Below are 22,896 nucleotides of genomic sequence, written 5' to 3'. Positions count from 1 at the left end.
TCAGTGAGGGAGCAGGCGTTGTCCACCGTCATCGAGCAAGCCGTAGAGGCCCGCCTGGTCGCCGCCGCGCCACGGATGCCGACCATTCCCGCAACGCTCCACTACGACCGGCGCGACCCCTTCGCCGTACGGATGAGCTTTCCCGCCCCGGCGACGCTGGAGGGCGTCGAGGTGTACTGGACCTTCGCCCGCGAACTGCTCACGGGCGGCGTGGAGCGCGCGGTGGGCGACGGCGACGTGCGGGTGCGACCGTACGGCTTCGACCGCACGGTCGTGGAGTTCCACGCGCCCGAGGGCACCGCGATCGTCCACATCCGCACCGGGGAGCTCCGCCGCTTCCTGCGCCGCACGACGGCCCTGGTGCCGGTCGGCCATGAGCACCACCACGTCGACCTGGACCAGGACCTGGCCGAGCTGATGCGGGACGCGTGCTGAGGCGCTGACGCGCATGCCGGTGAGCGCCCGCCCCACCGGGCCTCTCACGGCCCGCCCCACCGGGTGCCTCCCTCAGGCGCCGCCGATCAGCGAGTTGAGCTCCCCGTAGTCGAGGCCGCCCGCGAGCGGCCCGTACGTCCCCTTCGACAGCAGCTCCAGCGCGGCCTCCCGGACGACGGCGTGCGCGGCCTGGGCGATGCCGGAGCCGACGCTGACCCGCGCGACCCCGAGCGCGGCGAGCTCCGCGACGGACGGTGCCCCCGGCCCCGCCATCACGTTGAGCGGCCCCTGGACGCCCGCCACGAGCGCCCCGACCGTCTCCGGGTCCACGGCGCCGGGCACGAAGATCCCGTCCGCTCCCGCCTCCCGATAGGCCGCGGCCCGCTCCAGGGTGAGCGCCAGCCGGTCCGCCGGCTCCCCCACGCCCCGCAGATACGTGTCCACGCGAGCGTTGACGAACAGCGGCACGCCCGCCGCGTCCGCCGCCTCGCGGGCCGCGGCGATCCGCTCCACCTGCCCCGCCACCGGCCTCAGCGGCGCGTGCCCCTCGTACGCAGCGTCTGCGGCGTCTGCGGCGTCTGCGGCGTCTGCGGCGTCTTCGATGTTCACGCCCACCGCCCCCGCCGCCAGCACCGCCCGCACCGTCTCGGCGACGCCTGCCGGGTCCGCGGCATAGCCGCTCTCGATGTCGGCGGTCACCGGCGCCTCCACCGCCGCGGCGATCGTGGCCACGGCGTGGAGCGCGCGGTCCCTGTCGAGCCGGTCGCCGTCCGCGGCACCGAGGTCCCAGGCGACGCCCGCGCTGGTGGTGGCGATCGCCGGGGCGCCCGCGGCCGCGATGATCCGGGCGCTGGCGGCGTCCCAGGCGTTGGCGAGCACGAGGGGGCGGCCGGCGGTGTGCAGGGCATGGAAGGCGAGGGCGGCGTCATGGAGGTTCGTCGTCATGCGGCGTACTCAATCAACGCCGCACGCCCGGGGTCTGGCGAGAATCCGACATCTGCGTCGGGGGCCGCGGCGGTTTCAGCCACCGCCTGCGCCACCGACGAAGGTGCGCAGCCTGCCGGTGGCCGCGCACACGACGAGGGCCGCGTCGCCGGGTGACACCGGTGCAGGCCGTGCCACGGGCCCTCGGCGCGCCGCCCTCCGCGCTGGTCGAGAAGGGAGGCAGCGCGTCGGGGAAGGCCCGACGCAAGGGTCGGCCCGGGGTCAGGGGCGGCGCGGTACCCGCGGCTGGCCGGTGACTCCCATCACCAGCGAGTACAGCGAGGTCGTCGCGGTGATGAAGAGGCGGTTGTTCTTGGGGCCGCCGAAAGCGATGTTGGAGACCGGCTCGGGAATGTTCAGGCGGCCGATGAGCGTCCCGTCCGGGGCGTAGCAGTGCACGCCGCCCTCCATGGCCGCCGCCCACAGCCGGCCGCCGTCGTCGAAACGGATGTTGTCGAAGCTGCCCACGCCGTCCGTGGCGCGGGCGAAGACCTCGCCGTCGGAGAGCGTCCCGTCGTCGCGGACGTCGAAGACGCGGATGACGCGGGCCCGCGTGTCGGAGACGTACAACTGCCGCTCGTCGGGCGAGAAGACGAGTCCGTTCGGCGCCTCGAAGCAGTCGGCGACCAGGCGTACCTCCCCCGTCTCCGGGTCGATCCGGTAGACGTTCAGGCCGTCGAGTTCGCGTTCGGCGCGGAAGCCCTCGTAGTCGCTGGTGATCCCGAAGTCGGGGTCGGAGAACCAGACCGAGCCGTCGGAGCGTACGACGGCGTCGTTCGGGCTGTTGAGCCGCTTGCCGTCATAGCGGTCGGCGAGCACGGTCACCGTGCCGTCGGGCTCGGTGCGGGTGACCCGGCGGTTGCCCTGCTCGCAGGAGATCAGGCGGCCCTCGCGGTCCAGTGTGTTGCCGTTGCTGTGCCCGGCCTGGCGGCGGAAGACCGAGACGGCCCCGGTCTCCTCGTCCCAGCGCAGCATGCGGTCGTTGGGGATGTCGCTCCAGATCAGCTGGCGCCAGGCGGGGAGGTAGAGGGGCCCTTCGGCCCAGCGGCAGCCACCGTGCAGCTTTTCGAGGCGGTCGTCGCCGCTGGCGCATTTCCCGGTGCGGAACCGGTCGTCCAGGACCTCGTACAGCGTGGCGTCATTGGAACCGGACATGCGTACCCCCAAGCGTGCTGCGACTGAATGTCGTATGGCTGGCGTGGACTATGCCAGAACGCTATATGGTTCCGTCATGGGGATGGTGAACGACATGGGGGAACGGTGAACGACATGGACGACGTCGACCGGAAGCTGATCGCGGCGCTCCAGCGGGACGCGACCACCGCGTACGCCGCGCTCGGCAAGGAGGTCGGTCTCTCGGCGGGTGCCGCCCACGAACGGGTGCGCAAGCTCCGCGAGCGGGGCGTCATCCGGCGCACCACCATCGAGGTGGACCCGGCGGCGCTCGGCCGGCACGTCCTGGCCTTCGTGATGGTCGAATCGGCCGCCTGGATGGGGGACTCGGCCGACGCCTTCGCCGCGATCCCGGAGATCCAGGAGGCCCACGTCATCGCGGGCAGCGCCTCGGTCCTGGTGAAAGTGCGCGCCGCGACGACGGAGCAGCTCCAGGACGTGCTGCGCAGGCTGTACGCGATCCAGGGCGTGAGCGGGACCCAGGCGACGGTGGCCCTGGAGACCTTCTTCGAGCGGCCGGTCCCACCTCTGCAGAGCCCATAGCCATAGCCCATAGCCATAGCTCATAAAAGCGTTGACAGGGTCCAGCGGCCCTTCTTACCGTGTACTCGGTTCTGTTGCCGTCGATAGGAGAAGGACGTTGCTCGTCTGAGGTCATGAGACACCGCGTCACGCAGCTTCCGCTGCCGTGTACGTCGCGTGCGACCTCGGCATACGAGCCGTCCCGTCCCCCGGCACAGGCCTTTTTCCTTCCATGGCCTCAGCACCGCCGCGGTGTCTCGAACGCGTTGCCCCTGACCGCGCTCCACACCACGCAACCGCGAGGCCCGTATGTCTACTTCCTCCACCTCCCCCACCTCCGTCACCTGCACGTCGCTCACCTTCGCCTGGCCGGACGGCACCGGCGTCTTCGACGGGCTCCAGGCGGCCTTCGGACCCGGCAGGACCGGCCTCATCGGCATCAACGGCTCGGGGAAGTCAACCCTGTTGAAGCTGATCGCCGGTGAACTGACGCCCACCGACGGCGCGGTCAAGGTCGCCGGCGAAGTCGGTTACCTGCCGCAGAACGTCACCCTCGACACCGGACTGCGCGTCGACGAGGTCCTCGGCATCGCCGCGACGCGCGCCGCCCTGCACGCCATCGAGGCGGGCGACGCGCGCGAGGAGCACTTCACCGCCGTCGGCGACGACTGGGACGTCGAGGAGCGCGCCCTCGCGACCCTCGACCAGCTCGGGCTCGGCCATATCGGTCTCGACCGCACCACGGGCGAGGTCTCGGGCGGCGAGTCGGTGCTGCTGCGCCTGGCCGCGCTGCTTCTGCGCCGACCGGACGTCCTGCTGCTGGACGAACCGACCAACAACCTTGACCTGTACGCCCGTCGGCGCCTGTACGCGGCCGTCGAGGCGTGGCACAAAGTCCTCGTCGTGGTCAGTCACGACCGCGAACTCCTTGACCTGGTCGACCAGATCGCCGATCTGCGCGAGGGCGAGGTCAGTTGGTACGGCGGCAACTTCAGCGCGTACGAGGAGGTCCTCGCCGCCGAGCAGGAGGCGGCGGAGCGCATGGTGCGCGTCGCCGAGTCCGACCTGCGCAAGCAGAAGCGCGAACTGGTAAACGCCCACCTCAAGTTGGCCCGCCGCAAGCGGTACGGCCAGAAGATGTGGGACCAGAAGCGCGAGCCGAAGATCGTGATGGGCGCCCGCAAGCGGGCCGCGCAGGAGTCCGCGGGCAAGCACCGCATCATGCACGAGGAGAAACTCGCCGAGGCCAAGGAGCGCCTCGACGACGCCGTGGAGGCGGTTCGGGACGACGACGTGATCCGCGTCGACCTGCCGAACACCCTGGTGCACCCCGGCCGCACCGTCCTCACCCTCGGCGGTCTGGAACTGTGCTACGGGGCCCGCGTCCAGGGCTGGTTCGAGCTGCGCGGCCCCGAGCGGATCGCGCTGATCGGGCGCAACGGCGCGGGCAAGACGACGCTGCTGCGCACGATCGCCGGGGAGCTGCGACCGGTCTCCGGCGAGGCACTGGCGCACGTACCGCTGCGCTTCCTGCCCCAGCGGCTCGATGTGCTCGACGACGACCGTACCGTCGTCGAGAACGTGGCGGCGTACGCTCCCGACGCGAGCAACAACCGCGTCCGGGCCCGCCTGGCCCGCTTCCTGTTCAAGGGGGCCAAGGCCGATCAGCGGGCGGCGACCCTGTCGGGCGGCGAGCGGTTCCGGGCGGCGCTCGCGGCGCTGCTCCTCGCCGAGCCGGCGCCGCAGCTGCTCATGCTCGACGAGCCGACGAACAACCTCGACATGGCGAGCGTGAAGCAGCTCTCGACAGCCCTGGAGTCGTACCAGGGCGCGCTGATCGTGGCCAGTCACGACCTGCCGTTCCTGGAGTCCATCGGCATCACGCGATGGCTGCTCCTGGACGGCGAGCTGAAGGAGATCACCCAGGAAAAGAAGACAGAGGCTGTCGGGTATTCCGGCTAGCTTCGCGCGTATGCACCCAGACACCCGACATGACACACACCAGCACATCACCATCGCCGGAGCCCGCGAGAACAACCTCAGGGAGGTGGACCTGCGCATCCCGAAAGGCCGCCTCACGGTCTTCACCGGGGTGTCGGGCTCCGGCAAGTCGTCGGTCGTCTTCGACACGATCGCGGTCGAGTCACAGCGCCAGCTGAACGAGACCTTCACCTGGTTCGTGCGCAACCGGCTGCCGAAGTACGAGCGGCCGCACGCGGACACCATCGAGGATCTCTCGCCCGCGATCGTCGTCGACCAGAGGCCGATCGGCGGCCACTCGCGCTCCACCGTGGGCACGATGACGGACATCTACTCCGTGATCAGGGTGCTCTTCTCCCGGCACGGCACACCCAGCGCGGGCCCGGCGACGGCGTACTCCTTCAACGACCCGTCGGGCATGTGTCCCGAGTGCGACGGCCTCGGCCTCAGCGTGCGGCCCGACTACGACCGCATCCTCGACCCCACCAGGTCCCTGGCGGACGGCGCGATCCTCTTCCCGCCGTTCGCCGCGGGGACCTGGCACGGCCAGACCTACACCAACACGCCCGACCTGGACCCGCACAAGCCGGTCGGGCAGTTCACCGACGCCGAGCGGGAGTTCCTGCTGCGGGGCGGCCGCGAAGGGCGCGGAAAGCCGCGCGCCAGGAAGGTGCCCGTCCACAACACCGGAGGCTCCCGCGACACCGACTACGAGGGCCTCGCGGACCGCTTCGAGCGGCTCTACCTCAACCGCGACCTCTCCTCCCTCTCCCAGAAGACCCGTGACGTGGCGCAGGCCTTTCTCCACGAGGGCCCCTGCCCGGCGTGCCGCGGCGCCCGCCTCAACCCGGCGGCGCTCGCCACCCGGATCAACGGCCTGGGGATCGCCGACTGCACGCGGATGGAAGTCACCGACCTCATCGAGGAGTTGGGGCGCATCGACGACCCCGTGGCGGGCCCCATCGCCGCGGCGGCCGTCGCTGCGCTGGAGCGGATCGAGGCGATCGGCCTCGGCTACCTCAGCCTGGACCGCGAGACGTCCACGCTCTCCGGCGGCGAGGGGCAGCGGCTGAAGATGGTGCGCCATCTCGGCTCCAGCCTCACCGGCATGACGTACATCTTCGACGAACCGAGCGTCGGTCTGCACCCGCGTGACGTCGGGCGCCTGGGCGACCTGCTGCTGCGGCTGCGAGACAAGGGCAACACCGTCCTGGTCGTCGAGCACGACCCGGACGTGATCGCGATCGCCGACCATGTCGTCGACATGGGCCCGGCGGCCGGTACCGGCGGCGGCCTGGTCGTCTTCGAGGGCACCCCGGCCGAGCTGCGGCGGGCGGACACGCTCACCGGCCGCCACCTGCGCCGCGTCCGGGGCGTCAAGGAGAATCCGCGCCGGGCGACCGGCGGGCACTGGATCAAGGACGCCGGTCTGCACAACCTCAAGAACGTCAGCGTGCGGGTGCCGGCCGGGGTGCTCACCGCGGTCACCGGCGTCGCGGGATCGGGCAAGAGCACGCTGGTGTCGAAGGCGTTCACCGAGGCGCACCCGGACGCCGTGGTCGTCGATCAGTCGTCCATCGGCATCTCGGGCCGCTCGACCCCGGCGACGTACCTCGGGATCATGGACACCGTACGCAAGCTCTTCGCGCGGGAGACGGGCGCCGAGGCGAGCCTGTTCAGCTTCAACTCGCGTGGCGCGTGCGAGCGTTGCCAGGGGCGCGGAATCATCTACAGCGACCTGGCGTTCATGGACCCGGTGACCACGACGTGCCAGGCGTGCGAGGGGCGGCGCTTCAAGGACGAGGTGCTGCGCCTGACCGTCGACGGCCGGTCCGTCGTCGACTTCCTGGCCATGACGGCCGAGGACGCCCTCGACTTCACCGCACGCTTCGACGACACGGCGCTCCGCCGCCGGCTGGGCGCCCTGCGGGACGTGGGGCTCACCTACCTCACGCTCGGCCAGCCGCTGAGCACCCTGTCCGGCGGGGAGCGCCAGCGGATCAAGCTGGCCACGCAGCTGCACCGCACCGGCACGACGTACATCCTGGACGAGCCGACCACCGGCCTGCACCTGGCGGACGTGGACGGGCTGCTCGCGCTGCTCGACCGGCTCGTCGACGCCGGGAACACGGTGTTGGTCGTCGAGCACAACCTCGATGTCGTCAAGCACGCGGACTGGGTCATCGACCTCGGCCCCGGCGGCGGCAAGCACGGCGGGCGGATCGTCTTCGAGGGGACGCCCGCCCAACTCCTGGATGCGGAGGGGTCGTTCACCGCCGACCATCTCCGAGGCGCTCTGGGCCAGGAGCGGGCGGACGCTGCATGATGTGCGGCACTGCCCCGCCCGCGTGAGGAGAGTGCCGTGCCCAGCAAGAAGGCCCTGGTCCGCCGCCCCAGCCCGCGCCTCGCCGAAGGCCTGGTCACCCACCTGGAACGCACCCCGGTCGACGTGGAACTCGCGCTGCGGCAGTGGGAGGCGTACGTGGGGGCGCTGGACGCCCACGGCTGGGAGACGCTGGAGGTGGAGCCGGCGGACGACTGCCCGGACTCGGTGTTCGTCGAGGACGCGGTGGCCGTCTTCCGGAACGTGGCGCTGATCACCCGCCCGGGGGCCGAGCCCCGGCGGGGCGAGACGCCGGGCGTGGAGGAGGCCGTGGCGCGGCTCGGCTGTTCGGTGAACTGGATCTGGGAGCCCGGCACGCTGGAGGGCGGTGACGTCCTCAAGATCGGCGACACGCTCTACGTGGGGCGGGGCGGCCGGACCAACGCCGAGGGAGTGCGGCAGCTGCGGGCCGCCTTCGAACCGCTCGGCGCGCGCGTGGTCACTGTGCCCCTCGCCACACCCTTCAGCGAGATCCTGCACCTCAAGTCCGCGGTGACGGCGCTGCCCGACGGGACGGTCATCGGGTACGAGCCGCTGGTCGGGAGCCCCTCCCTCTTTCCGCGCTTCCTGCCCGTGCCGGAGGAGCCGGGCGCGCACGTGGTGCTCCTCGGCGGGGGAAAACTGCTGATGGCGGCGAGTGCGCCGAAGAGCGCGGAGCTGCTCGCCGATCTCGGATTCGACCCGGTTTTGGTGGACATCAGTGAATTCGAGAAGCTCGAAGGCTGTGTGACGTGCCTCTCAGTCCGGCTCCGCGATCTGTACGCCTGACCAGTATTGAGGCCTCTGTTGCGGGGGAGACGGGCGGGGGCCGGTTTCACTGCCTCTTTACGGAGGGCTTAACCTACGGCAACGTAACCTACGACACCGTAGGTAGTGCACCGCTCGCACTGCTCGTAAGTACTCCCGTCCCGCTATGGAGCCCACGTGACGATCACCTCTCCCCACCTCGGCAGCACGGACAGCTGGACCGATGCCCGGCTGCTCTACGCGCTGGAGGAAGTGGTCGAGCAGGAACTCAATCGCCACCTCAAGGTGGCCAAGGACTGGATGCCCCACGAGTACGTCCCGTTCTCCGACGCCCGCAACTTCCCCGGCTTCTTCGAGGACGGCGAGGCGTGGGAGAAGGGCCAGTCCCCCGTCACCGACATCGGGCGCATCGCCCTGGTCGTGAACCTGCTGACCGAGGACAACCTCCCCAGCTACCACCACGAGATCGCCTCCCTCTTCGGCCGCGACGGCGCCTGGGGCACCTGGGTGCACCGCTGGACCGCCGAGGAGGGCCGCCACGGCATCGTGATGCGCGACTACCTCCTCGCCTCGCGCGCCGTCGACCCGGACGAGCTGGAGCGCTTCCGGATGGTCCACATGAGCGAGGGCTTCGAGTCGGACAACCGCCACTCGATGCTGCACTCGGTGGCGTACGTGGCCTTCCAGGAGCTGGCGACCCGCATCTCGCACCGCAACACCGGACATCAGTCCGGCGACCCGGTCTGCGACCGCATGCTGGCGCGCATCGCCACGGACGAGAACCTCCACATGGTCTTCTACCGCAACCTGCTCAAGGCCGCCTTCGAGCTCGCGCCGGACCTGACGATGCAGGCCGTGCGGGACGTGGTGGTCAACTTCCGCATGCCGGGCCACGGCATGCCGGGCTTCGAGCGGGCCGCCGCGCAGATGGCCATCGGCGAGGTCTACAACCTGCGTATCCACCACGACGACGTGCTCCAGCCCGTGCTGCGCTTCCTGAAGGTCCTGGAGATCGACGGGCTCGGCCCCGAGGGGCTCCAGGCCCAGGAGGAGCTGGGCTTCTACATGGGCGGTCTCGACTCGGAGGCGTCGAAGTTCGACGAGAGGCTGGCAGCTCGCAAGGCCCGGATGGCGGCACGCAAGGCCTGATCCGCCCGCGAGGGCCCGCGCCGCGCGACCTGTGGGCCGTCCAGCCCGGGTCGTGCGGCGCGGCCCGGCGGGGCCACAACGGGTACGCGGCAGGGCCACGCGGCGTGCAGGGCCTGGCCCGGCCGCGCCGCACGCCCTGTGAGCGTTCAGCGGAAGTCGCGCCGGGGATCCGCAACAGATACGGAGGCAGCGCCGCCCAGCACGCAAGGCCCGAAGCAGGCGGCACGCAAGGCGCGGCCCCTTCACACCCAGCCGCGCCGCGTGGCCTGTGGGCGTCCAGCCCGGGTCGTGCAGCGGGCCCGCATCGATGTACGGGGCAGAGCAAAGGCGCCGATTCCGCCCGGCGGGCGCGAGACCTACCGCTCAGCACCGGCGGGCCGCCGGGTCAGGGCAGCCGGCGAGCCCCAGACACGTACCGTCACACGCGAGGCGCCCACCACGCGAGTGACGGCGCCGCCGCCCGCAGGGCACACCGTCGAACCCCAGGGCACCGGCGCCACGCCCCGCCGAGCCCGAGGCCCCCGGCGCGCACAAGGCACACCATCAAGCCCAGGCCCAGGCCCAGGCCCACGCCCCAACAAGGCACACGCCCACGCAAGGACGTATCAAGGGCGAGTCACGTGCGAGGCACACGTCTGAGGGCGTAGCGCTCCTTTTCGGAGAGGCCGCCCCAGACGCCGAACCTCTCGTCGTTGGCGAGTGCGTACTCCAGGCAGGCCGGGCGCATCGCGCACATCCGGCAGATGTCCTTCGCCTCGCGCACCGAGCTCCCGGGCTCGGGGAAGAAGAAGTCCGCTCCGGTCTGCGCGCACAGCGCCTGCTCCTGCCAGGCGAGTTCGGGCTGGGCCGTCATGTCGATCTGCATGCCGTCGATACTGCCCCGGCGCGCGAAACAGACGATCAACGAACGATCAACGACCGCCCGGCCCGCGTTTCGCTCCCGGCCCGGGCTAAGGGCCCGATCACGATCGCACACCGCCGGGCCGTCCGGCGCCCCGATAAGCGCTGCCCTTCGGACACCGCCGCGAAACCCTCACCCCGGAGCCACCGGACAACCCACCCCCCCGGCGGCTACGGCTCCATCTGCTCGCCGGGAGGGGCCGGTTGAAGCACCGCGAACCGTGCGCCCGCCGGGTCCGCCAGCTTCGCGAAACGGCCCACCCCGGCCATCTCCACCGTCGCCATCCGCACCGAGCCGCCCGTCCGCCCGGCCTTGGCGACCGCGTCGTCGCAGTCCGCCACCTGGAAGTACGGCAGCCAGTACGCCCCCTCTTCCGAGGGGTCGCTGTCGAGCGGCACGATGCCGCCGAACATGTCGTCCGGGGTGCCGTCGGCGGGATGCACCATCGTGTACGTCCCTCCGGGGAAGGCCATCTCGGTGGTCTGCCAGCCGAAGACCGAGCCGTAGAACGAGGTGGCCGCGGAGACGTCCGGGGTGTACAGCTCGCTCCAGACCAGGCCACCCGGTTCGTTCAGGACATCGAGGCCCTCCAGCCGGCCCTGCTGCCACACCGAGAACGGCACACCGGCCGCGTCGGCGAGGCCCGCCATGCGGCCGAGGTCGAGGACGTCCGCGGCCTCGAAGAGCGACCTGCCGCCGGCCTGCTCGACCGACTTGACCGTGGCGTCCGCGTCCGCCGTGCGGAAGTAGAGCGTCCACGCGGGCGGCGCCTCGTCCACGGCCATCGCCATCGCTCCCGCCGCGGTCCTGCCGGAGAGCTGGAACTGGCTGTAGCCCCCCACCTCGGGGCCGCCCTGCTGGAGCTCCCAGCCGAACAGCTCACGATAGAAATCGCTGACGGTGCCGAGGTCGGGGGCGCACATGTCCGCCCAGACCGGAGCTCCCACAGCGAAACGGGTAGTAAGCATGATCGACTCCTTTGTCGCATCTCTGCCGGTGTCGTGCCTGTCTGATCCCTGCCGGTGTCGTGCTGTCTGTCCACCGCTCTTCGAGTCTGGCATCCACCACTGACACTCCGCCTGCCGTCACTTCGTGAACGAGCAAGATTTTTGAGAGCGCTCTCAGTCACAACTCTTGACGCCTCAATCACCCGCCGCGACAGTGGTGCACCACCCCCCACAACCGTGCAGGAGACCTTCCGTGATATCGCGTCGAACGTTCCTGACCACCACCGCCGGCGCCGCGGGCGCCCTCACCTACCCCCTCTGGGGCAGCACTCTCAGCCCCAGCGCGCGGGCGGGCGGCAAGGCCGCGCCCGCCACCTGCGAACTCGCCCTGAAGAACAAGTCGCTCCCGGGCCGGGTACACGCCTACGTCACCGGCCACGAACAGGGCACCGGCCGCTGGGTACTGCTCAAGCCCGACGGCGGCGTCTACCGCCCCGACTCGCCGTCGGCACCGCAGACCCCGCTGCCCGTCGACTGCGCCATCCCCCTCGGCGCGGCGGGCTCGACACCGAGGGTATTGACGCTCCCTCAGATGTACGGCGCGCGCGTCTACTTCGTGCGCGACGCCAAGCTGGACTTCTTCCTCAACCCGGGCCCCTCACTGGTCGAGCCCGCCTTCGCGACCCGGGCGGACCCCAACTACGGCCGCACGTGGTCGTTCTGCGAGTTCACCTTCAACCCCCAGCAGCTCTACGCCAACATCAGCTACGTCGACCTCGTCACCGCGCTGCCCATCGGCCTGACCCTGGAGGGCGACGGCACCCACACCGTCGCCCCGCTGCCCGACGGCGCCGTGGGCAGGATCGCCTCTGATCTCGTCGCGCAGGCGGCGAAGGACGGGCAGCCGTGGGACGACCTGGTCATCAGGGCCGACGACGGAGGCGTGCTGCGCGTCATCTCGCCGCAGAACCTCATGGCGCCCTACTTCGACCGGCCGGACCAGATGCCCTTCCGCGACGTCTGGAACCGCTACATCGACCAGGTGTGGGACAAGTACCGCTCCACCGATCTCAGGATCGACCTCCAGGGCGGCCGGGGCGTGTTCACCGGGCGCGTCAGCGGTGACGTACTGACGTTCAACGGCGGGCACTCCTTCGCCAAGCCGACGTCGAAGGACATCTTCACCTGCAACCACGGCCCCTTCGCCAACAACCCGGGCGACCCGGACGACAAGAAGGGCCTCCTCGCGCGGCTCGCCGCCGGGTTCAACCGCAGCATCATGCTCACGCACCCGCAGCAGCCGGGCGGCGCCACCGCCGCCGACTACTACCGGGGCGAGGTGACCAACCACTGGTCACGCGTCGTACACGCCAACTCCCCCATCGGGTACGCGTTCCCGTACGACGACGTACGTCCCGACGGGCAGCCGGACGTGTCGGGGGCGGCGCACGACGGCAACCCGCGGCGGTTCACGGTGAGCGTGGGGTCCTGACCGCGCGGCCCCTCGGACGCCGCATCGGCCTCACGCCGAGGCCCGGCGCACCAGGGCCGTGGGCAGCACCACGTTCGCCGGTTCACAGGCGACGTCCTCGCCGTCCCTGCCCCGCAGAAGCATCCGGGCCATCAACCGGCCCATCTCCTCGATGTCCTGACGGACCGTCGTCAGCGGCGGATCGGCCTGCTCGGCCACCGGCAGCATGTCGTCGAAGCCGACCACCGCCACGTCGTCCGGCACCCTCCTGCCCCGCTCCCTGAGCACCCGGAGGGCGCCGGACGCCGACAGGTCGTTGGCCGCGAAGACGGCGTCCAGCTCCGGCGCGCGGTCGAGCAGTTCCCGCATCGCCCGCTCCCCTCCCGCGGGCGTGAAGTCACCCTCGGCGATCAGGCACGGGTCCACGTCGCCCAGTACGTCCCGGTAGCCGTCGAGCCGGTCGACCGCGGAGGTCTGGTCGAGGGGGCCCGTGATGTGCGCGACGCGGCCGCGGCCGAGTCCCACGAGATGGCGCACCGCCTCGCGCGCGCCGCCGCGGTTGTCGCAGTCGACGTACGGCGCTGCCCGCTCGTCCGCGGCGGCGTCCGGCCAGCCGGGGCGGCCGCCGAACACGGTCGGCACCGCGGCACACCGGATGATGCCGGGCAGCGGGTCGTCGAGGTGCAGGGAGAAGACGAGGGCGCCGTCGACGTGACCGCCGGCGAGGTAGCGACCGACCCGCTCATGGTCGTCCCGCCCCTCGGTGAGCAGCAGGACCAGCTGCACGTCCCGAGCGGTCAACTCCTTGCTGATGCCACGCAGTTGCAGTGCGAAGAACGGGTCGGCGAAGACTCGGGTCTCGGGCTCGGCGATCACCACGGCGACCGCGTCGTGGCGCCGGGTGACCAGGCTGCGGGCGGCGCGGTTGGGGACGTAACCGAGTTCGTCGACCGCGTGCCGCACTCTCTCGGCGAGCGTCTCGCGCACCCCGGGGTCGCCGTTGACGACGCGGGAGACGGTGGCTCTGGAGACCCCGGCGCGGGCGGCCACGGCCTCCAGGGTCGGGCGCGGTTCCTCGGTCACCTTCGGTCACTCCTCCCTGACGGTGTCAGGGGGCATCCTCCCGTATCGGCTCGGCGGCCGCCTCGGCGAGGGGTGCGGGCGCAGGGCCTACCGTGAGGGCATGTCAGACGATGAGTACCGCGTGGCCGTGGAGGACGGCATCGAGTTCCCGGTCCCCGCCGACGGCGAGCGCTGGGCGGTCGGGGCCGTCATCCTCAACCGGGACGGCGCCGCCTTCGCCCAGCGACGCGGCCCCGGCCGGCGGCTCTTCCCCGACTGCTGGGACATCGTCGGAGGCCACGTCGAGCCCGGCGAGTCCCTGCTGGACACGCTCGCCCGCGAGGTCGCCGAGGAAACCGGCCGGCACCTGCGCCGCGTCCGGCGCCACCTCGGGACCAGCACACCGCTTACGGCTGGTTCGGCCCCGACGACCTCCCCCGCCTCAAGGAGAACCGGGCCCCCGGTGAGCACCTCGTCCACGACCTGATCGCGAAGGCCCTGCAAGCCCGCCCTGCCCAGTGAGCCCGCCCTGACCAGCCCTAGTGGTGAGCGTGCCCCCCAGCAGCAACCCGCGACGGCGCCCCGGACTTCGACGACGCCCTTGACTTCGCCGCACCCCCGCCCCGATGGTGCGGCTCATAGTCCGGAATCGTCCCGTCCGCCTTCTTCACCAGGAACAGCCCCGCCATCCCCATGTCCGAGTGGCTCTGCACATGGCAGTGGTACATCCAGGCCCCGGCGCCCACCCCTTCACCCGCGACCACCTGGAAGCCGAAGGAGTCGCCCGGCCCCGTGATCTTGTCGTCCAGGATCTGGCTGGGGTCGTCGGGGCCGGTCAGCATGCCCGTACGGTTGTCCGCCCAGCGGTGACCGTGCACGTGGAACGTGTGGTAGTACTCGCCGTGGGTGATCGAAACGAACTCGACCCGATCCCCCACCGTGGCCTCGAAGTTGGGGCTGTCGTGGCCGGATCTGTTGTTGATCGTCATGTCGTTGAAGACGATCGTGAACGTCTTGTCGGGCAGCAGATCGCCCTTGCGGCGCACGATCAGCGGACCGTAGAGCCCCTTCCGTACGCCACCGGTGCCGTGATCCGTGCCGACCACGTGGTCGTGGTAGTGCCAGTACCCGGCGGTGCCGGGCCGCCAGGTGCCGTCCTTGCGGCGGCCCGGGGCGTGGGTGCGCCAGGTGTAGGTGCGTCTGCCGCCCGGTTCGACATCGCTCCTGGTGTGCTTGGTGCCGTCGCTGGAGATCTCGTAGTCCATGCCGTGGACGTGCAGACTGGCGGCCACGTCCATGGTGTTCTCGAACTCGATGTGCAGGGTGTCGCCCTCGTTCAGCTCGATGAGCGGGCCCGGGATGGTCGCCTTGCCCTTCTCCAGGCCGTAGCCCATCTGCCCGTCGGGGAGCTTCTCCGCGTACATCTTGATGCGCTTGACCTCGCCACCCGCGGGCGCCGTCCGCGGGGCCTCGGCCGTGCTCGCGTCGGGCGCGCTCACGACCGACAACGATGTCACCCCGGCCACCGCCGCGCCGCCCGCGAGCACCCTCCGGTTGAAGCTCCGTCTGTCCATGCCGAACTCCCCACTGCGGTACGGAGACTGACGGGGCACAGGAGGCCCCCGGACGGCCACACGGTATCGGCCGAGTCTTTGTTTATCCACACGCAGGACAAAGTTCGTGCTATCGCGGTGATACCTATTGGCGAGTTGCGAAAAGAGGTCTAGCTTCGTCGGCGCTGTTGCTGTGACCGACGAGGGGTGGGTGTACTCATGCGGCGCACACCGCATCAAGAGCCCTTGACCGTACGAGGGTTGAGCAGGAAACGACGCAGACCGAACCACTCACGCCGGGCCTGGACGGCCGCACTGCTGTCGGGAGCCCTGGTCACCGGGGCGCTCTCGGCACAGGCCGCCTCCGCGCGGCCGTACCCGGAACCCGCGGCCGTACCCGGAACCGCCGCTGACAACGATGTCCCTACCCTCGCCGCCCGGCGGCGCCAACGTCAAGGTCCTCGTCTTCCACGGCTCGGCGGCGGGCGGCGACGAGTCCCCCGTGGTCAACGCCGGTATCGAGGCGATCGAGGAGATCGGCCAATCGGGTCCGTCCGCCCAGCGGTTCAAGATCGTGGCGACGGACGATCCGGCCGTCTTCACGGACGAGCGCAGACTCGGCACCTTCAACGCCGTGGCCTTCCTGACCGGTGGCGGCGACATCCTCGACCCCGAGCAGGAAGCGGGCCTGGAGGCCTACATGGAGGCCGGTGGCGGCTTCCTCGGCGTCCATGACGCGGCCCGCGCCGAGCCGTACTCGACCTGGTTCACCGGCCTGATCGGCGCCCGGCCCGCCGACGCGAGCCCGGCGGACGTCCAGCGGGCGACCGTCGAGGTCGGCGACCGCGAGCATCCGGCGACCAAGGGTCTGCCCCTCCAGTGGAAGCGGCCCGACCGGTGGCTGAACTGGACGAAGAACCCCTCGGGTGACGTACACACGGTCGCCCGCGTACGGGAGTCGACGTACCGGCCCGGCACCGGCAAGAACGGCTGGGACCACCCGGTGTCGTGGTGCCGCGACTACGACGGCGGACGCTCCTTCTACACCGGCATGGGCGGCACCGCGTCCTCGTACGACGAGGCGGACTTCCGCGGCCATCTGCGCGGCGCCCTGCTGTGGACGACCCGCATCGCGCGCGCCGACTGCAAGGCGACGATCAACGCCAACTACAAGGCGGAGCGCCTCACCCAGGCCAATCAGCCGGGGCAGAACGACCAGATCGGCGAGCCGCACGGCCTGGTCACCGCACCCGACGGGCGGGTCCTCTACATCGGGCGCGGCGGCGCCGACTCCTCCCAGCCGGTGATCACCGACTGGAACAACCCGGACATCGGCAAGGGCAGGGGCGAGGTCCACGTCTACGACCCGAGGACCAAGAAGGTGACGCTCGCGGGTGCCGTGTCGGTCTTCGGCAACAAGGGCGGCGGCGATGAGCTGATCAAGGTCGAGGAGGGCCTGCTCGGCATCGAGATCGATCCGAAGTTCGAGCAGAACGGGTGGGTGTACCTGCACTACACGCCCCACGCGAAGATCAACCGCGAGACGCACATGGCCGAGCGGTACGTCTCCCGCTTCACGCTCGACCGGGCCACGAACAAGCTGGACATGGGCAGCGAGAAGGTGCTGCTCAAGTGGCCGGTGCAGATCCACAGCTGCTGCCACTCGGGCGGCGGGATGGCCTGGGACTCCAAGGGCAATCTGTACATCGCGACCGGCGACAACAACTCCTCGCGGTTCACGGACGGTTACTCGGGCAACAACCCCGAGCCGAACTTCAAGGGTGTCTCCTTCGCCGACGCCCGCCGCACGGCCGGCAACACCAACAACCTCAACGGCAAGATCCTGCGCATCCACCCGGAGCCCGACGGGACGTACACGCTCCCCGAAGGGAACCTCTTCACCGGCCAGGAGCAGGACGAGGGCGGCGGCAAGACGCGCGGCGAGATCTATGTGATGGGTGTCAGGAACCCCGCGCGCATCTCCATCGACAAGAAGACCGACACTCTGTACGCGGGGTGGGTCGGCCCGGACGCGTCCGCGCCGTCGACGACGTGGGGCCCGGCGAAGTACGACACGTTCGCCGCGATCACGCACGCCTCCAACCGCGGCTGGCCGTACTGCATGGGCAACAACCAGCCCTATCGCGACCGCAACCTGCCGGACCCGTCGAAGCCCCTCGGCTGGTACGACTGCGAGAACCTCAAGAACGAGTCGCCGAACAACGACGGCCTGGTGAACATCCCGCCGGCCGAGCCCAACAACATCTGGTACTCGCCGCAGGGCGGTGGCATCGACTACCCGCGCGACGCGAACGGCGTGCCGAGCTACAAGACCGAGGAGCAGAAGCAGCTCCTGCCGTGGCTCAAGGGCGGCGGCCAGGCCACGATGAACGGCCCGGTCTACCGCTACGACGCGGCGGGCGCGAGCGCCGACACGTGGCCTTCGTACTGGGACGGCAAGTGGTTCGTCGGCGACTTCTACGACGGCGACCAGCCGCGGCACGCGGTGCTCACCGACCCGAAGACGGTCGGCGACGGCGGTCTCCCGGTGCACGCCGAATCACTGAAGAAGATCATCCCGATCGGCAACGACGGCATCAAGAACCTCATGGACTGGAAGTTCGCGCCGGACGGCTCCCTGTACGTCCTGGACTACGGCCGCGGCTTCTTCACCTCGGATTCCAAGTCCGCGCTGTGGCGCGTGACGTACAAGGGCGGCGGGCCGACCCCGGCCGCCGGCGATCTGGCGAGGAGGGCGGGATGAGGCGTTCCCCGATGGCTGGCTTCGCGGCACGGACCGTGCGGGAGCGAAGACTGTACACGGCGCTGCTGGCCTCGCTCCTCATGGTGCTCGGCCTGACGTCGACGGCGGCCACGGCACGCGACGACAACAACGGTCTCGCGGCGGCACAGACACTGACCTGGACGGCCGACAACGACATCAACAAGTACAAGTCGGCGCCCACCACAGCGGTGGCGGGACCGACGACGATCGTCTTCGAGAACAGTGAGGCGACCGGCAACACGACGGGCATGCCGCACACACTGACGTTCGACGTCTCGGACCCCGAGTACAACAACGACGTCCCGCTGAACATCCTGGCCAACCCCAACGACGACCAGGGCGGCAAGCACACGGCCGAGGTCACTCTCACCCCCGGCCGCTACCGCTACTACTGCACGATCCCGGGCCACGGAGCGATGCAGGGCATCCTGGTGGTGACCGAGGGCGGCGGCGAGGACACCACGGCTCCCCAGACGTCGGCGAAGGTGGAGGGGCAGACCAACGCCGACGGCGCGTACGTCGGTTCGGCCTCGGTGGCCGTGAGCGCCACGGACGAGGGCTCGGGCGTCGAGAGGATCGAGTACGCGCTCGGGGCGGACGGCGCGTGGCAGCCGTACACCGCGCCCGTGGTCGTCGACCAGGTCGGCTCCCACAAGATCCGTTACCGGGCCTCGGACCGGGCGGGCAATGTGGCGGCGGAGAAGTCCGTCGACTTCAAGGTCGTCGCGCCGTCGACGGACGACAGGACGCCTCCGGAGACGTCGGCCACGGTGTCCGGCGAGAAGAACGACCAAGGGCAGTACGTCGCGATGGCCACGGTCACGGTGACGGCGTCCGACACCGGTTCCGGCGTCAACACGATCGAGTACGCGATCGGTGACGGCGGCGCCTGGAAGGCGTACACCGGCCCGGTCATGGTCCACGAGACGGGCACCCACAAGGTCCGTTACCGCGCCGCCGACAAGGCGGGGAACCAGGCGGCCGAGAAGTCCGTCGAGTTCACCGTGGTCGCGCCTCCGGTCGAGGACAGGACGCCTCCGGAGACGTCGGCGAAGGTCGAGGGCGACAAGGACTCCGACGGCGCCTACCTCGGCAGGGCCAAGGTGACGGTCACCGCGACCGACTCGGGCTCGGGGATCGCGAAGATCGAGTACTCCTTGGACGGCGGCCCGTACCTGGCGTACGAGGCGCCGGTCGTCGTCGACCGCGTGGGGCGGCACACCGTTGCGTACCGGGCGAGCGACAAGGCGGGCAACACGGCCGAGGCCAGGACGGTCTCCTTCACGGTCTCCGAGGGCGGCGGCGTCCCGGCGCCCACCTGCCCGGAGTTCGACGAGCGGTTGACGGTGATCGTGGGCACGGTCGACACGGGCGTCCCCAACCGCGTCACGAACAACCGCTGCCGCATCAACGAACTGATCGAGGACGAGAAGGAGTGGACCTCGCACGCGCTCTTCCTGAAGCACGTCAAGACCGTTACCGACAGGCTTCTTAAAGAAGGCGAGATCGACCAGCGCGAGTACAACAAGATCAACCGCGCCGCCAAGCAGTCGGGCATCGGCAAGCCGGGCCAGACGGACGGCTACCGCAAGATCTTCGACGGCACCAAGGAGTCCTTCGACAAGTGGGAGCAGGTGGGCGGCGGCAAGTTCGGGCTCAACGACGACGGCACGATCACCAGCAGCACCACCGTCCAGGGCATGGGCATGCTGTGGTTCCCGCAGCGGAAGTACGGCGACTTCTCGCTGAAGCTCCAGTGGCGCGACGACGCCCCGGGCAACGGCAACACCAACTCCGGGGTATTCGTGCGCTTCCCGCAGGTCCACGACCACCCGGAGGAGTCGCGTCCGGAGTGGGTGGCCATCAAGTACGGGCATGAGGTGCAGGTGCTCGACCGGCCCGACGGCGACATGTACAAGACGGGGTCGATCTACGGCTTCGACCGGGTGGGTCTGGCCGGCGCCGGCGTCACCCCGAAGGGCACGTGGAACGACTACGAGATCCGCGTGGTGGACCAGCACTACTCGGTCTACCGCAACGGCGTCCTGCTCAACGAGTTCGACAACGTCGGCGGTCAGGACTTCACGCCGCCGCGCGGTGACGACCCGGGCACGGACGGGCGCCGTTACGCGTCCGGCTATCTCGGGCTCCAGGTCCACGGGGTGACGGACGTGGTGTCGTACCGGGACATCAGGATCAAGGAGCTGTAGAGCGTCGTAGCCGCGAGGCGTCGCGCCCCGGCGCCCCCGCCCCGCCCGGGGTGGGGGCGCCGTGCGTTGTCAGTGGTGTGCGGCATGCTGTGATCGCGCCCCGCGTGCGTGCGCTGATGACGGGGGCCGAGGGCTGCCCGGCGTAGGTGGCGATCACTCTGTGGCACATACGGAGGGACGCGGCGGAGGTGCTTCCGGTCCTTCTCGACCAGTGGACGACGACCCCGGGCTCCCGCCCCACCACGGCCGCCTGCTGGACAGCTGCCCGCGCCTGACAGCTGCCGCCGCCTGACGGCTGCCCCGGGCTAGTCCTCGTGCTTGGCGCGGCTCGGCTGCACCCGTTTCGGTTCGCCCGGCATCTTCGGGTACTCCGGCGGGTACGGCAGGTCGCCGAGCCCGTGGTCCTTCTCGTCCTTGGTGGCGAGTTCCAGGAGGGCTTCGAGGGAGTAGGCCCGCTCCTCCATGCGCGCGTGGACGTCGCCGACCTCCGCGAAGCGTCCCGGCATGGTGGCGATGTCGAAGTCCTCGGGCGCCGCGTCGTCGACCTCGTCCCACCGCAGGGGCGCCGACACGGGGGCGTGCGGGCGGGCCCGTACCGAGTAGGCGGAGGCGATGGTGCGGTCCCTGGCCGTCTGGTTGTAGTCGACGAAGATCCGTTCGCCGCGCTCCTCCTTCCACCACGCCGTCGTGACCTGCTCCGGCATGCGCCGCTCCAGCTCGCGCCCGCAGGCGATCGCGGCCCGCCGCACCTGAGTGAAGGTCCAGCGCGGTTCGATGGGCACGAAGACGTGCAGTCCCCGGCCGCCGGAGGTCTTGGGCCAGCCGGCCAGGCCGCCGAACTCGTCGAGGACGGCCCGCAGTTCATGTGCGGCGCGTACCGCGTCGGCGTAGTCCGTGCCGGGCTGCGGGTCGAGGTCGATGCGGAGTTCGTCGGGGTGGTCGATGTCGTCGCGCCGTACGGGCCAGGGGTGGAACGTGAGCGTGTTGTACTGGGCCGCCCAGATCACGGCGGCGACCTCGGTGGGGCACATCTCGTCGGCGGTGCGGCCGCTGGGGAAGGTGATGGTGGCGGTGGGGATCCAGTCGGGGTGGTTCTTCGGCGCCCGCTTCTGGTAGAAGAACTCGCCGGCCGCCCCGTCCGGGTAGCGCTGCAAGGTGGTGGGGCGGTTCCTGAGCGCGCGCAGGATGCCGGGGCCGACGGCCAGGAAGTACTGGGCGAGGTCCAGCTTGGTGTAGCCGCGCTCGGGGAAGACGACCCGGTCCGGGCTGGACAGGCGGACCGTCCGCTCCCCCGTGTCGATCTCCACGGCCGCGCTCTTGCCCTTGGTTTCACCCATGGAGCAACGCTAAACGGCCCGGTCATTCACCGCATACCGGGCGATATGCGGTGGACCACCGCAGAATCGGAGTATGGATCTGCCGGTGATGCCGCCCGTGAAGCCCATGCTCGCCAAGCCCGTGGCGAAGATCCCGCCGGGCATGCAGTACGAGGCCAAGTGGGACGGGTTCCGTGCGATCGTCTTCCGCGACAGTGACGAGATCGAGATCGGCAGCCGCACGGGCAAGCCCCTCACCCGCTACTTCCCCGAGTTGGCGGCCGCGCTGCGGGAGCGGCTTCCGGCGCGATGCGTGATGGACGGCGAGATCGTGATCGCCAGGGACGGACGGCTGGACTTCGACGCGCTCACGGAGCGCATCCACCCCGCGGCCTCGCGCGTCGCGACGCTCGCCAAGCGCACCCCCTCGTCCTTCGTCGCCTTCGACCTGCTCGCCCTCGGGGACGAGTCGCTGACCGCCACCCCCATGGCGGAACGCCGCGAGCGCCTGGTGACGGCGCTGTCCGGGGTGACACCGCCCGTCCATGTCGCACCGGCGACGACCGACACGGAGGTGGCGCGGCGCTGGTTCGAACAGTTCGAGGGCGCGGGTCTCGACGGGGTCATCGCCAAGCCGCTCGATCTGCTCTACCGCCAGGACGAACGCGTCATGTTCAAGGTCAAGCACGAGCGCACGGCGGACTGCGTGGTCGCGGGCTACCGCCTCCACAAGAGCGGCCCCGTCGTCGGCTCGCTCCTCCTCGGCCTCTACGACGAGGGGGGCGCACTCCAGCACGTGGGTGTCGCCGCGGCCTTCACCATGAAGCGGCGGGCGGAGCTGATCGACGAGCTGGAGCCGCTGCGGATGGAGTCCGCGCAGGGGCACCCGTGGGCCGCCTGGGGAGACGAGGCGGCGCACGAGACGGCACGGCTGCCGGGCGCGCCGAGCCGCTGGTCCGGGAAGAAGGACCTGTCGTGGGTGCCGGTACGCCCCGAGTGGGTGTGCGAAGTGGCGTACGACCACATGGAGGGCGGGCGGCGCTTTCGCCACACGGCGCGGTTTCGCCGGTGGCGCCCCGACCGTGGACCGGAGAGCTGCACCTACGCCCAACTGGAGGAGCCGGTGCGGTACTCGCTCACGGACGTGCTGGGCCCGCCGCCGGGCTGAGCGCCGCCCACAGGAGTACACGCAGGAGTACCCACAGGAGTAGCGCTGCCAGGAGGACAGTCACGGCCGCGCACCGCACACTCGAAAGAGATGTCCGGTTTGTCGCAGCC

At 70.5% G+C, this 22,896-nt stretch carries 17 protein-coding genes and 1 pseudogene; 11 read left to right on the top strand and 7 right to left on the bottom strand.

Annotation, left to right across the window (positions count from 1 at the left end; all coding sequences use genetic code 11):
• The first annotated feature begins 18 nt into the window (after positions 1–18).
• Entirely contained in the window at positions 19–435 is a 417-nt protein-coding gene (locus KKZ08_RS33940; protein WP_223778073.1) for an SsgA family sporulation/cell division regulator, read from the top strand.
• Between the two features lie 72 nt (positions 436–507).
• On the opposite strand, the gene KKZ08_RS33935 is transcribed toward KKZ08_RS33940, so the two are convergent.
• Together KKZ08_RS33935 and KKZ08_RS33930 are read right to left on the bottom strand one after the other, a co-directional pair.
• Positions 508–1,380 carry an isocitrate lyase/phosphoenolpyruvate mutase family protein gene (locus KKZ08_RS33935; protein WP_223778072.1) on the bottom strand — a complete coding sequence of 291 codons (873 nt, stop codon included), beginning with the start codon at positions 1,378–1,380 and terminating at the stop codon, positions 508–510.
• A gap of 261 nt (positions 1,381–1,641) precedes the next feature.
• Positions 1,642–2,574, bottom strand: a complete 933-nt coding sequence (locus KKZ08_RS33930; RefSeq protein WP_223778071.1) for an SMP-30/gluconolactonase/LRE family protein — start codon at positions 2,572–2,574, stop codon at positions 1,642–1,644.
• Between the two features lie 114 nt (positions 2,575–2,688).
• Here KKZ08_RS33930 and KKZ08_RS33925 point away from each other — a divergent pair, with 114 nt between their 5' ends.
• The 5 genes from KKZ08_RS33925 (at position 2,689) to KKZ08_RS33905 (ending at position 9,373) form a co-directional block, all read left to right on the top strand.
• The gene (locus KKZ08_RS33925; protein WP_223778070.1) at positions 2,689–3,135 is read left to right on the top strand and encodes an Lrp/AsnC family transcriptional regulator; all 447 of its coding nucleotides are present in this window, start codon (positions 2,689–2,691) and stop codon (positions 3,133–3,135) included.
• A gap of 288 nt (positions 3,136–3,423) precedes the next feature.
• Complete coding sequence (locus KKZ08_RS33920; RefSeq protein ID WP_223778069.1) at positions 3,424–5,076, top strand: ATP-binding cassette domain-containing protein; 1,653 nt, start codon at positions 3,424–3,426, stop codon at positions 5,074–5,076.
• Positions 5,077–5,086: 10 nt separating this feature from the next.
• A complete protein-coding gene (locus KKZ08_RS33915; protein WP_223778068.1) occupies positions 5,087–7,420 on the top strand; it encodes an excinuclease ABC subunit UvrA in 2,334 nt (777 codons plus the stop codon).
• Positions 7,421–7,456: 36 nt separating this feature from the next.
• Complete coding sequence (ddaH, locus tag KKZ08_RS33910; RefSeq protein WP_223778067.1) at positions 7,457–8,245, top strand: dimethylargininase; 789 nt, start codon at positions 7,457–7,459, stop codon at positions 8,243–8,245.
• A 156-nt stretch (positions 8,246–8,401) separates the two neighbouring features.
• On the top strand, positions 8,402–9,373 hold the full coding sequence (locus tag KKZ08_RS33905; RefSeq protein ID WP_223778066.1) for an acyl-ACP desaturase: 972 nt from the start codon (positions 8,402–8,404) through the stop codon (positions 9,371–9,373).
• A 616-nt stretch (positions 9,374–9,989) separates the two neighbouring features.
• Here KKZ08_RS33905 and KKZ08_RS33900 read toward each other — a convergent pair.
• Both KKZ08_RS33900 and KKZ08_RS33895 read right to left on the bottom strand, forming a co-directional pair.
• Entirely contained in the window at positions 9,990–10,238 is a 249-nt protein-coding gene (locus KKZ08_RS33900) for a WhiB family transcriptional regulator (RefSeq protein WP_223778065.1), read from the bottom strand.
• Positions 10,239–10,444: 206 nt separating this feature from the next.
• Positions 10,445–11,242: a VOC family protein gene (locus tag KKZ08_RS33895; protein ID WP_223778064.1), complete on the bottom strand. Its 798-nt coding sequence runs from the start codon at positions 11,240–11,242 to the stop codon at positions 10,445–10,447.
• Between the two features lie 232 nt (positions 11,243–11,474).
• Between KKZ08_RS33895 and KKZ08_RS33890 the strand changes: the two genes are divergently transcribed.
• The gene (locus KKZ08_RS33890) at positions 11,475–12,713 is read left to right on the top strand and encodes a glycoside hydrolase family 64 protein (protein WP_223778063.1); all 1,239 of its coding nucleotides are present in this window, start codon (positions 11,475–11,477) and stop codon (positions 12,711–12,713) included.
• Positions 12,714–12,743: 30 nt separating this feature from the next.
• Here KKZ08_RS33890 and KKZ08_RS33885 read toward each other — a convergent pair whose 3' ends face one another.
• Positions 12,744–13,775 (bottom strand): LacI family DNA-binding transcriptional regulator, encoded by a 1,032-nt coding sequence (locus KKZ08_RS33885; RefSeq protein WP_223778062.1) that lies wholly within the window; start codon positions 13,773–13,775, stop codon positions 12,744–12,746.
• Positions 13,776–13,875: 100 nt separating this feature from the next.
• Between KKZ08_RS33885 and KKZ08_RS33880 the strand changes: the two genes are divergently transcribed.
• Positions 13,876–14,241 (top strand): NUDIX domain-containing protein, encoded by a 366-nt coding sequence (locus KKZ08_RS33880; RefSeq protein ID WP_223778061.1) that lies wholly within the window; start codon positions 13,876–13,878, stop codon positions 14,239–14,241.
• Positions 14,242–14,293: 52 nt separating this feature from the next.
• Here the strand turns inward: KKZ08_RS33880 and KKZ08_RS33875 are convergent, their stop codons facing one another.
• Complete coding sequence (locus tag KKZ08_RS33875) at positions 14,294–15,328, bottom strand: multicopper oxidase domain-containing protein (protein ID WP_223778060.1); 1,035 nt, start codon at positions 15,326–15,328, stop codon at positions 14,294–14,296.
• A 198-nt stretch (positions 15,329–15,526) separates the two neighbouring features.
• Here KKZ08_RS33875 and KKZ08_RS33870 point away from each other — a divergent pair.
• Both KKZ08_RS33870 and KKZ08_RS33865 read left to right on the top strand, forming a co-directional pair.
• Positions 15,527–18,071: pseudogene (locus KKZ08_RS33870) on the top strand (ThuA domain-containing protein).
• Positions 18,072–18,151: 80 nt separating this feature from the next.
• Positions 18,152–20,302 (top strand): family 16 glycoside hydrolase, encoded by a 2,151-nt coding sequence (locus tag KKZ08_RS33865; protein WP_223779299.1) that lies wholly within the window; start codon positions 18,152–18,154, stop codon positions 20,300–20,302.
• A 305-nt stretch (positions 20,303–20,607) separates the two neighbouring features.
• On the opposite strand, the gene ligD is transcribed toward KKZ08_RS33865, so the two are convergent.
• Complete coding sequence (ligD, locus tag KKZ08_RS33860; RefSeq protein WP_223778059.1) at positions 20,608–21,639, bottom strand: non-homologous end-joining DNA ligase; 1,032 nt, start codon at positions 21,637–21,639, stop codon at positions 20,608–20,610.
• 73 nt (positions 21,640–21,712) lie between these two features.
• On the opposite strand from ligD, the gene KKZ08_RS33855 reads away from it, so the two are divergent.
• A complete protein-coding gene (locus KKZ08_RS33855) occupies positions 21,713–22,786 on the top strand; it encodes an ATP-dependent DNA ligase (protein WP_223778058.1) in 1,074 nt (357 codons plus the stop codon).
• The last annotated feature ends 110 nt before the right edge of the window (positions 22,787–22,896 follow it).

Origin of the sequence: Streptomyces sp. 135 (assembly GCF_020026305.1) — a bacterium.
Lineage (GTDB): Bacteria > Actinomycetota > Actinomycetes > Streptomycetales > Streptomycetaceae > Streptomyces.
This window is presented reverse-complemented; position numbering and strand designations above follow the sequence as displayed.

What these genes read in the sequence shown, in the direction of transcription:
- KKZ08_RS33935 (WP_223778072.1), bottom strand. Translation starts at nt 1,380, where the DNA reads ATGACGACGAACCTCCATGACGCCGCCCTCGCCTTCCATGCCCTGCAC.
- KKZ08_RS33930 (WP_223778071.1), bottom strand. Translation starts at nt 2,574, where the DNA reads ATGTCCGGTTCCAATGACGCCACGCTGTACGAGGTCCTGGACGACCGG.
- KKZ08_RS33925 (WP_223778070.1), top strand. Translation starts at nt 2,689, where the DNA reads ATGGACGACGTCGACCGGAAGCTGATCGCGGCGCTCCAGCGGGACGCG.
- KKZ08_RS33920 (WP_223778069.1), top strand. Translation starts at nt 3,424, where the DNA reads ATGTCTACTTCCTCCACCTCCCCCACCTCCGTCACCTGCACGTCGCTC.
- KKZ08_RS33915 (WP_223778068.1), top strand. Translation starts at nt 5,087, where the DNA reads ATGCACCCAGACACCCGACATGACACACACCAGCACATCACCATCGCC.
- KKZ08_RS33900 (WP_223778065.1), bottom strand. Translation starts at nt 10,238, where the DNA reads ATGCAGATCGACATGACGGCCCAGCCCGAACTCGCCTGGCAGGAGCAG.
- KKZ08_RS33895 (WP_223778064.1), bottom strand. Translation starts at nt 11,242, where the DNA reads ATGCTTACTACCCGTTTCGCTGTGGGAGCTCCGGTCTGGGCGGACATG.
- KKZ08_RS33880 (WP_223778061.1), top strand. Translation starts at nt 13,876, where the DNA reads ATGTCAGACGATGAGTACCGCGTGGCCGTGGAGGACGGCATCGAGTTC.
- KKZ08_RS33875 (WP_223778060.1), bottom strand. Translation starts at nt 15,328, where the DNA reads ATGGACAGACGGAGCTTCAACCGGAGGGTGCTCGCGGGCGGCGCGGCG.
- KKZ08_RS33865 (WP_223779299.1), top strand. Translation starts at nt 18,152, where the DNA reads ATGGTGCTCGGCCTGACGTCGACGGCGGCCACGGCACGCGACGACAAC.
- ligD (WP_223778059.1), bottom strand. Translation starts at nt 21,639, where the DNA reads ATGGGTGAAACCAAGGGCAAGAGCGCGGCCGTGGAGATCGACACGGGG.
- KKZ08_RS33855 (WP_223778058.1), top strand. Translation starts at nt 21,713, where the DNA reads ATGGATCTGCCGGTGATGCCGCCCGTGAAGCCCATGCTCGCCAAGCCC.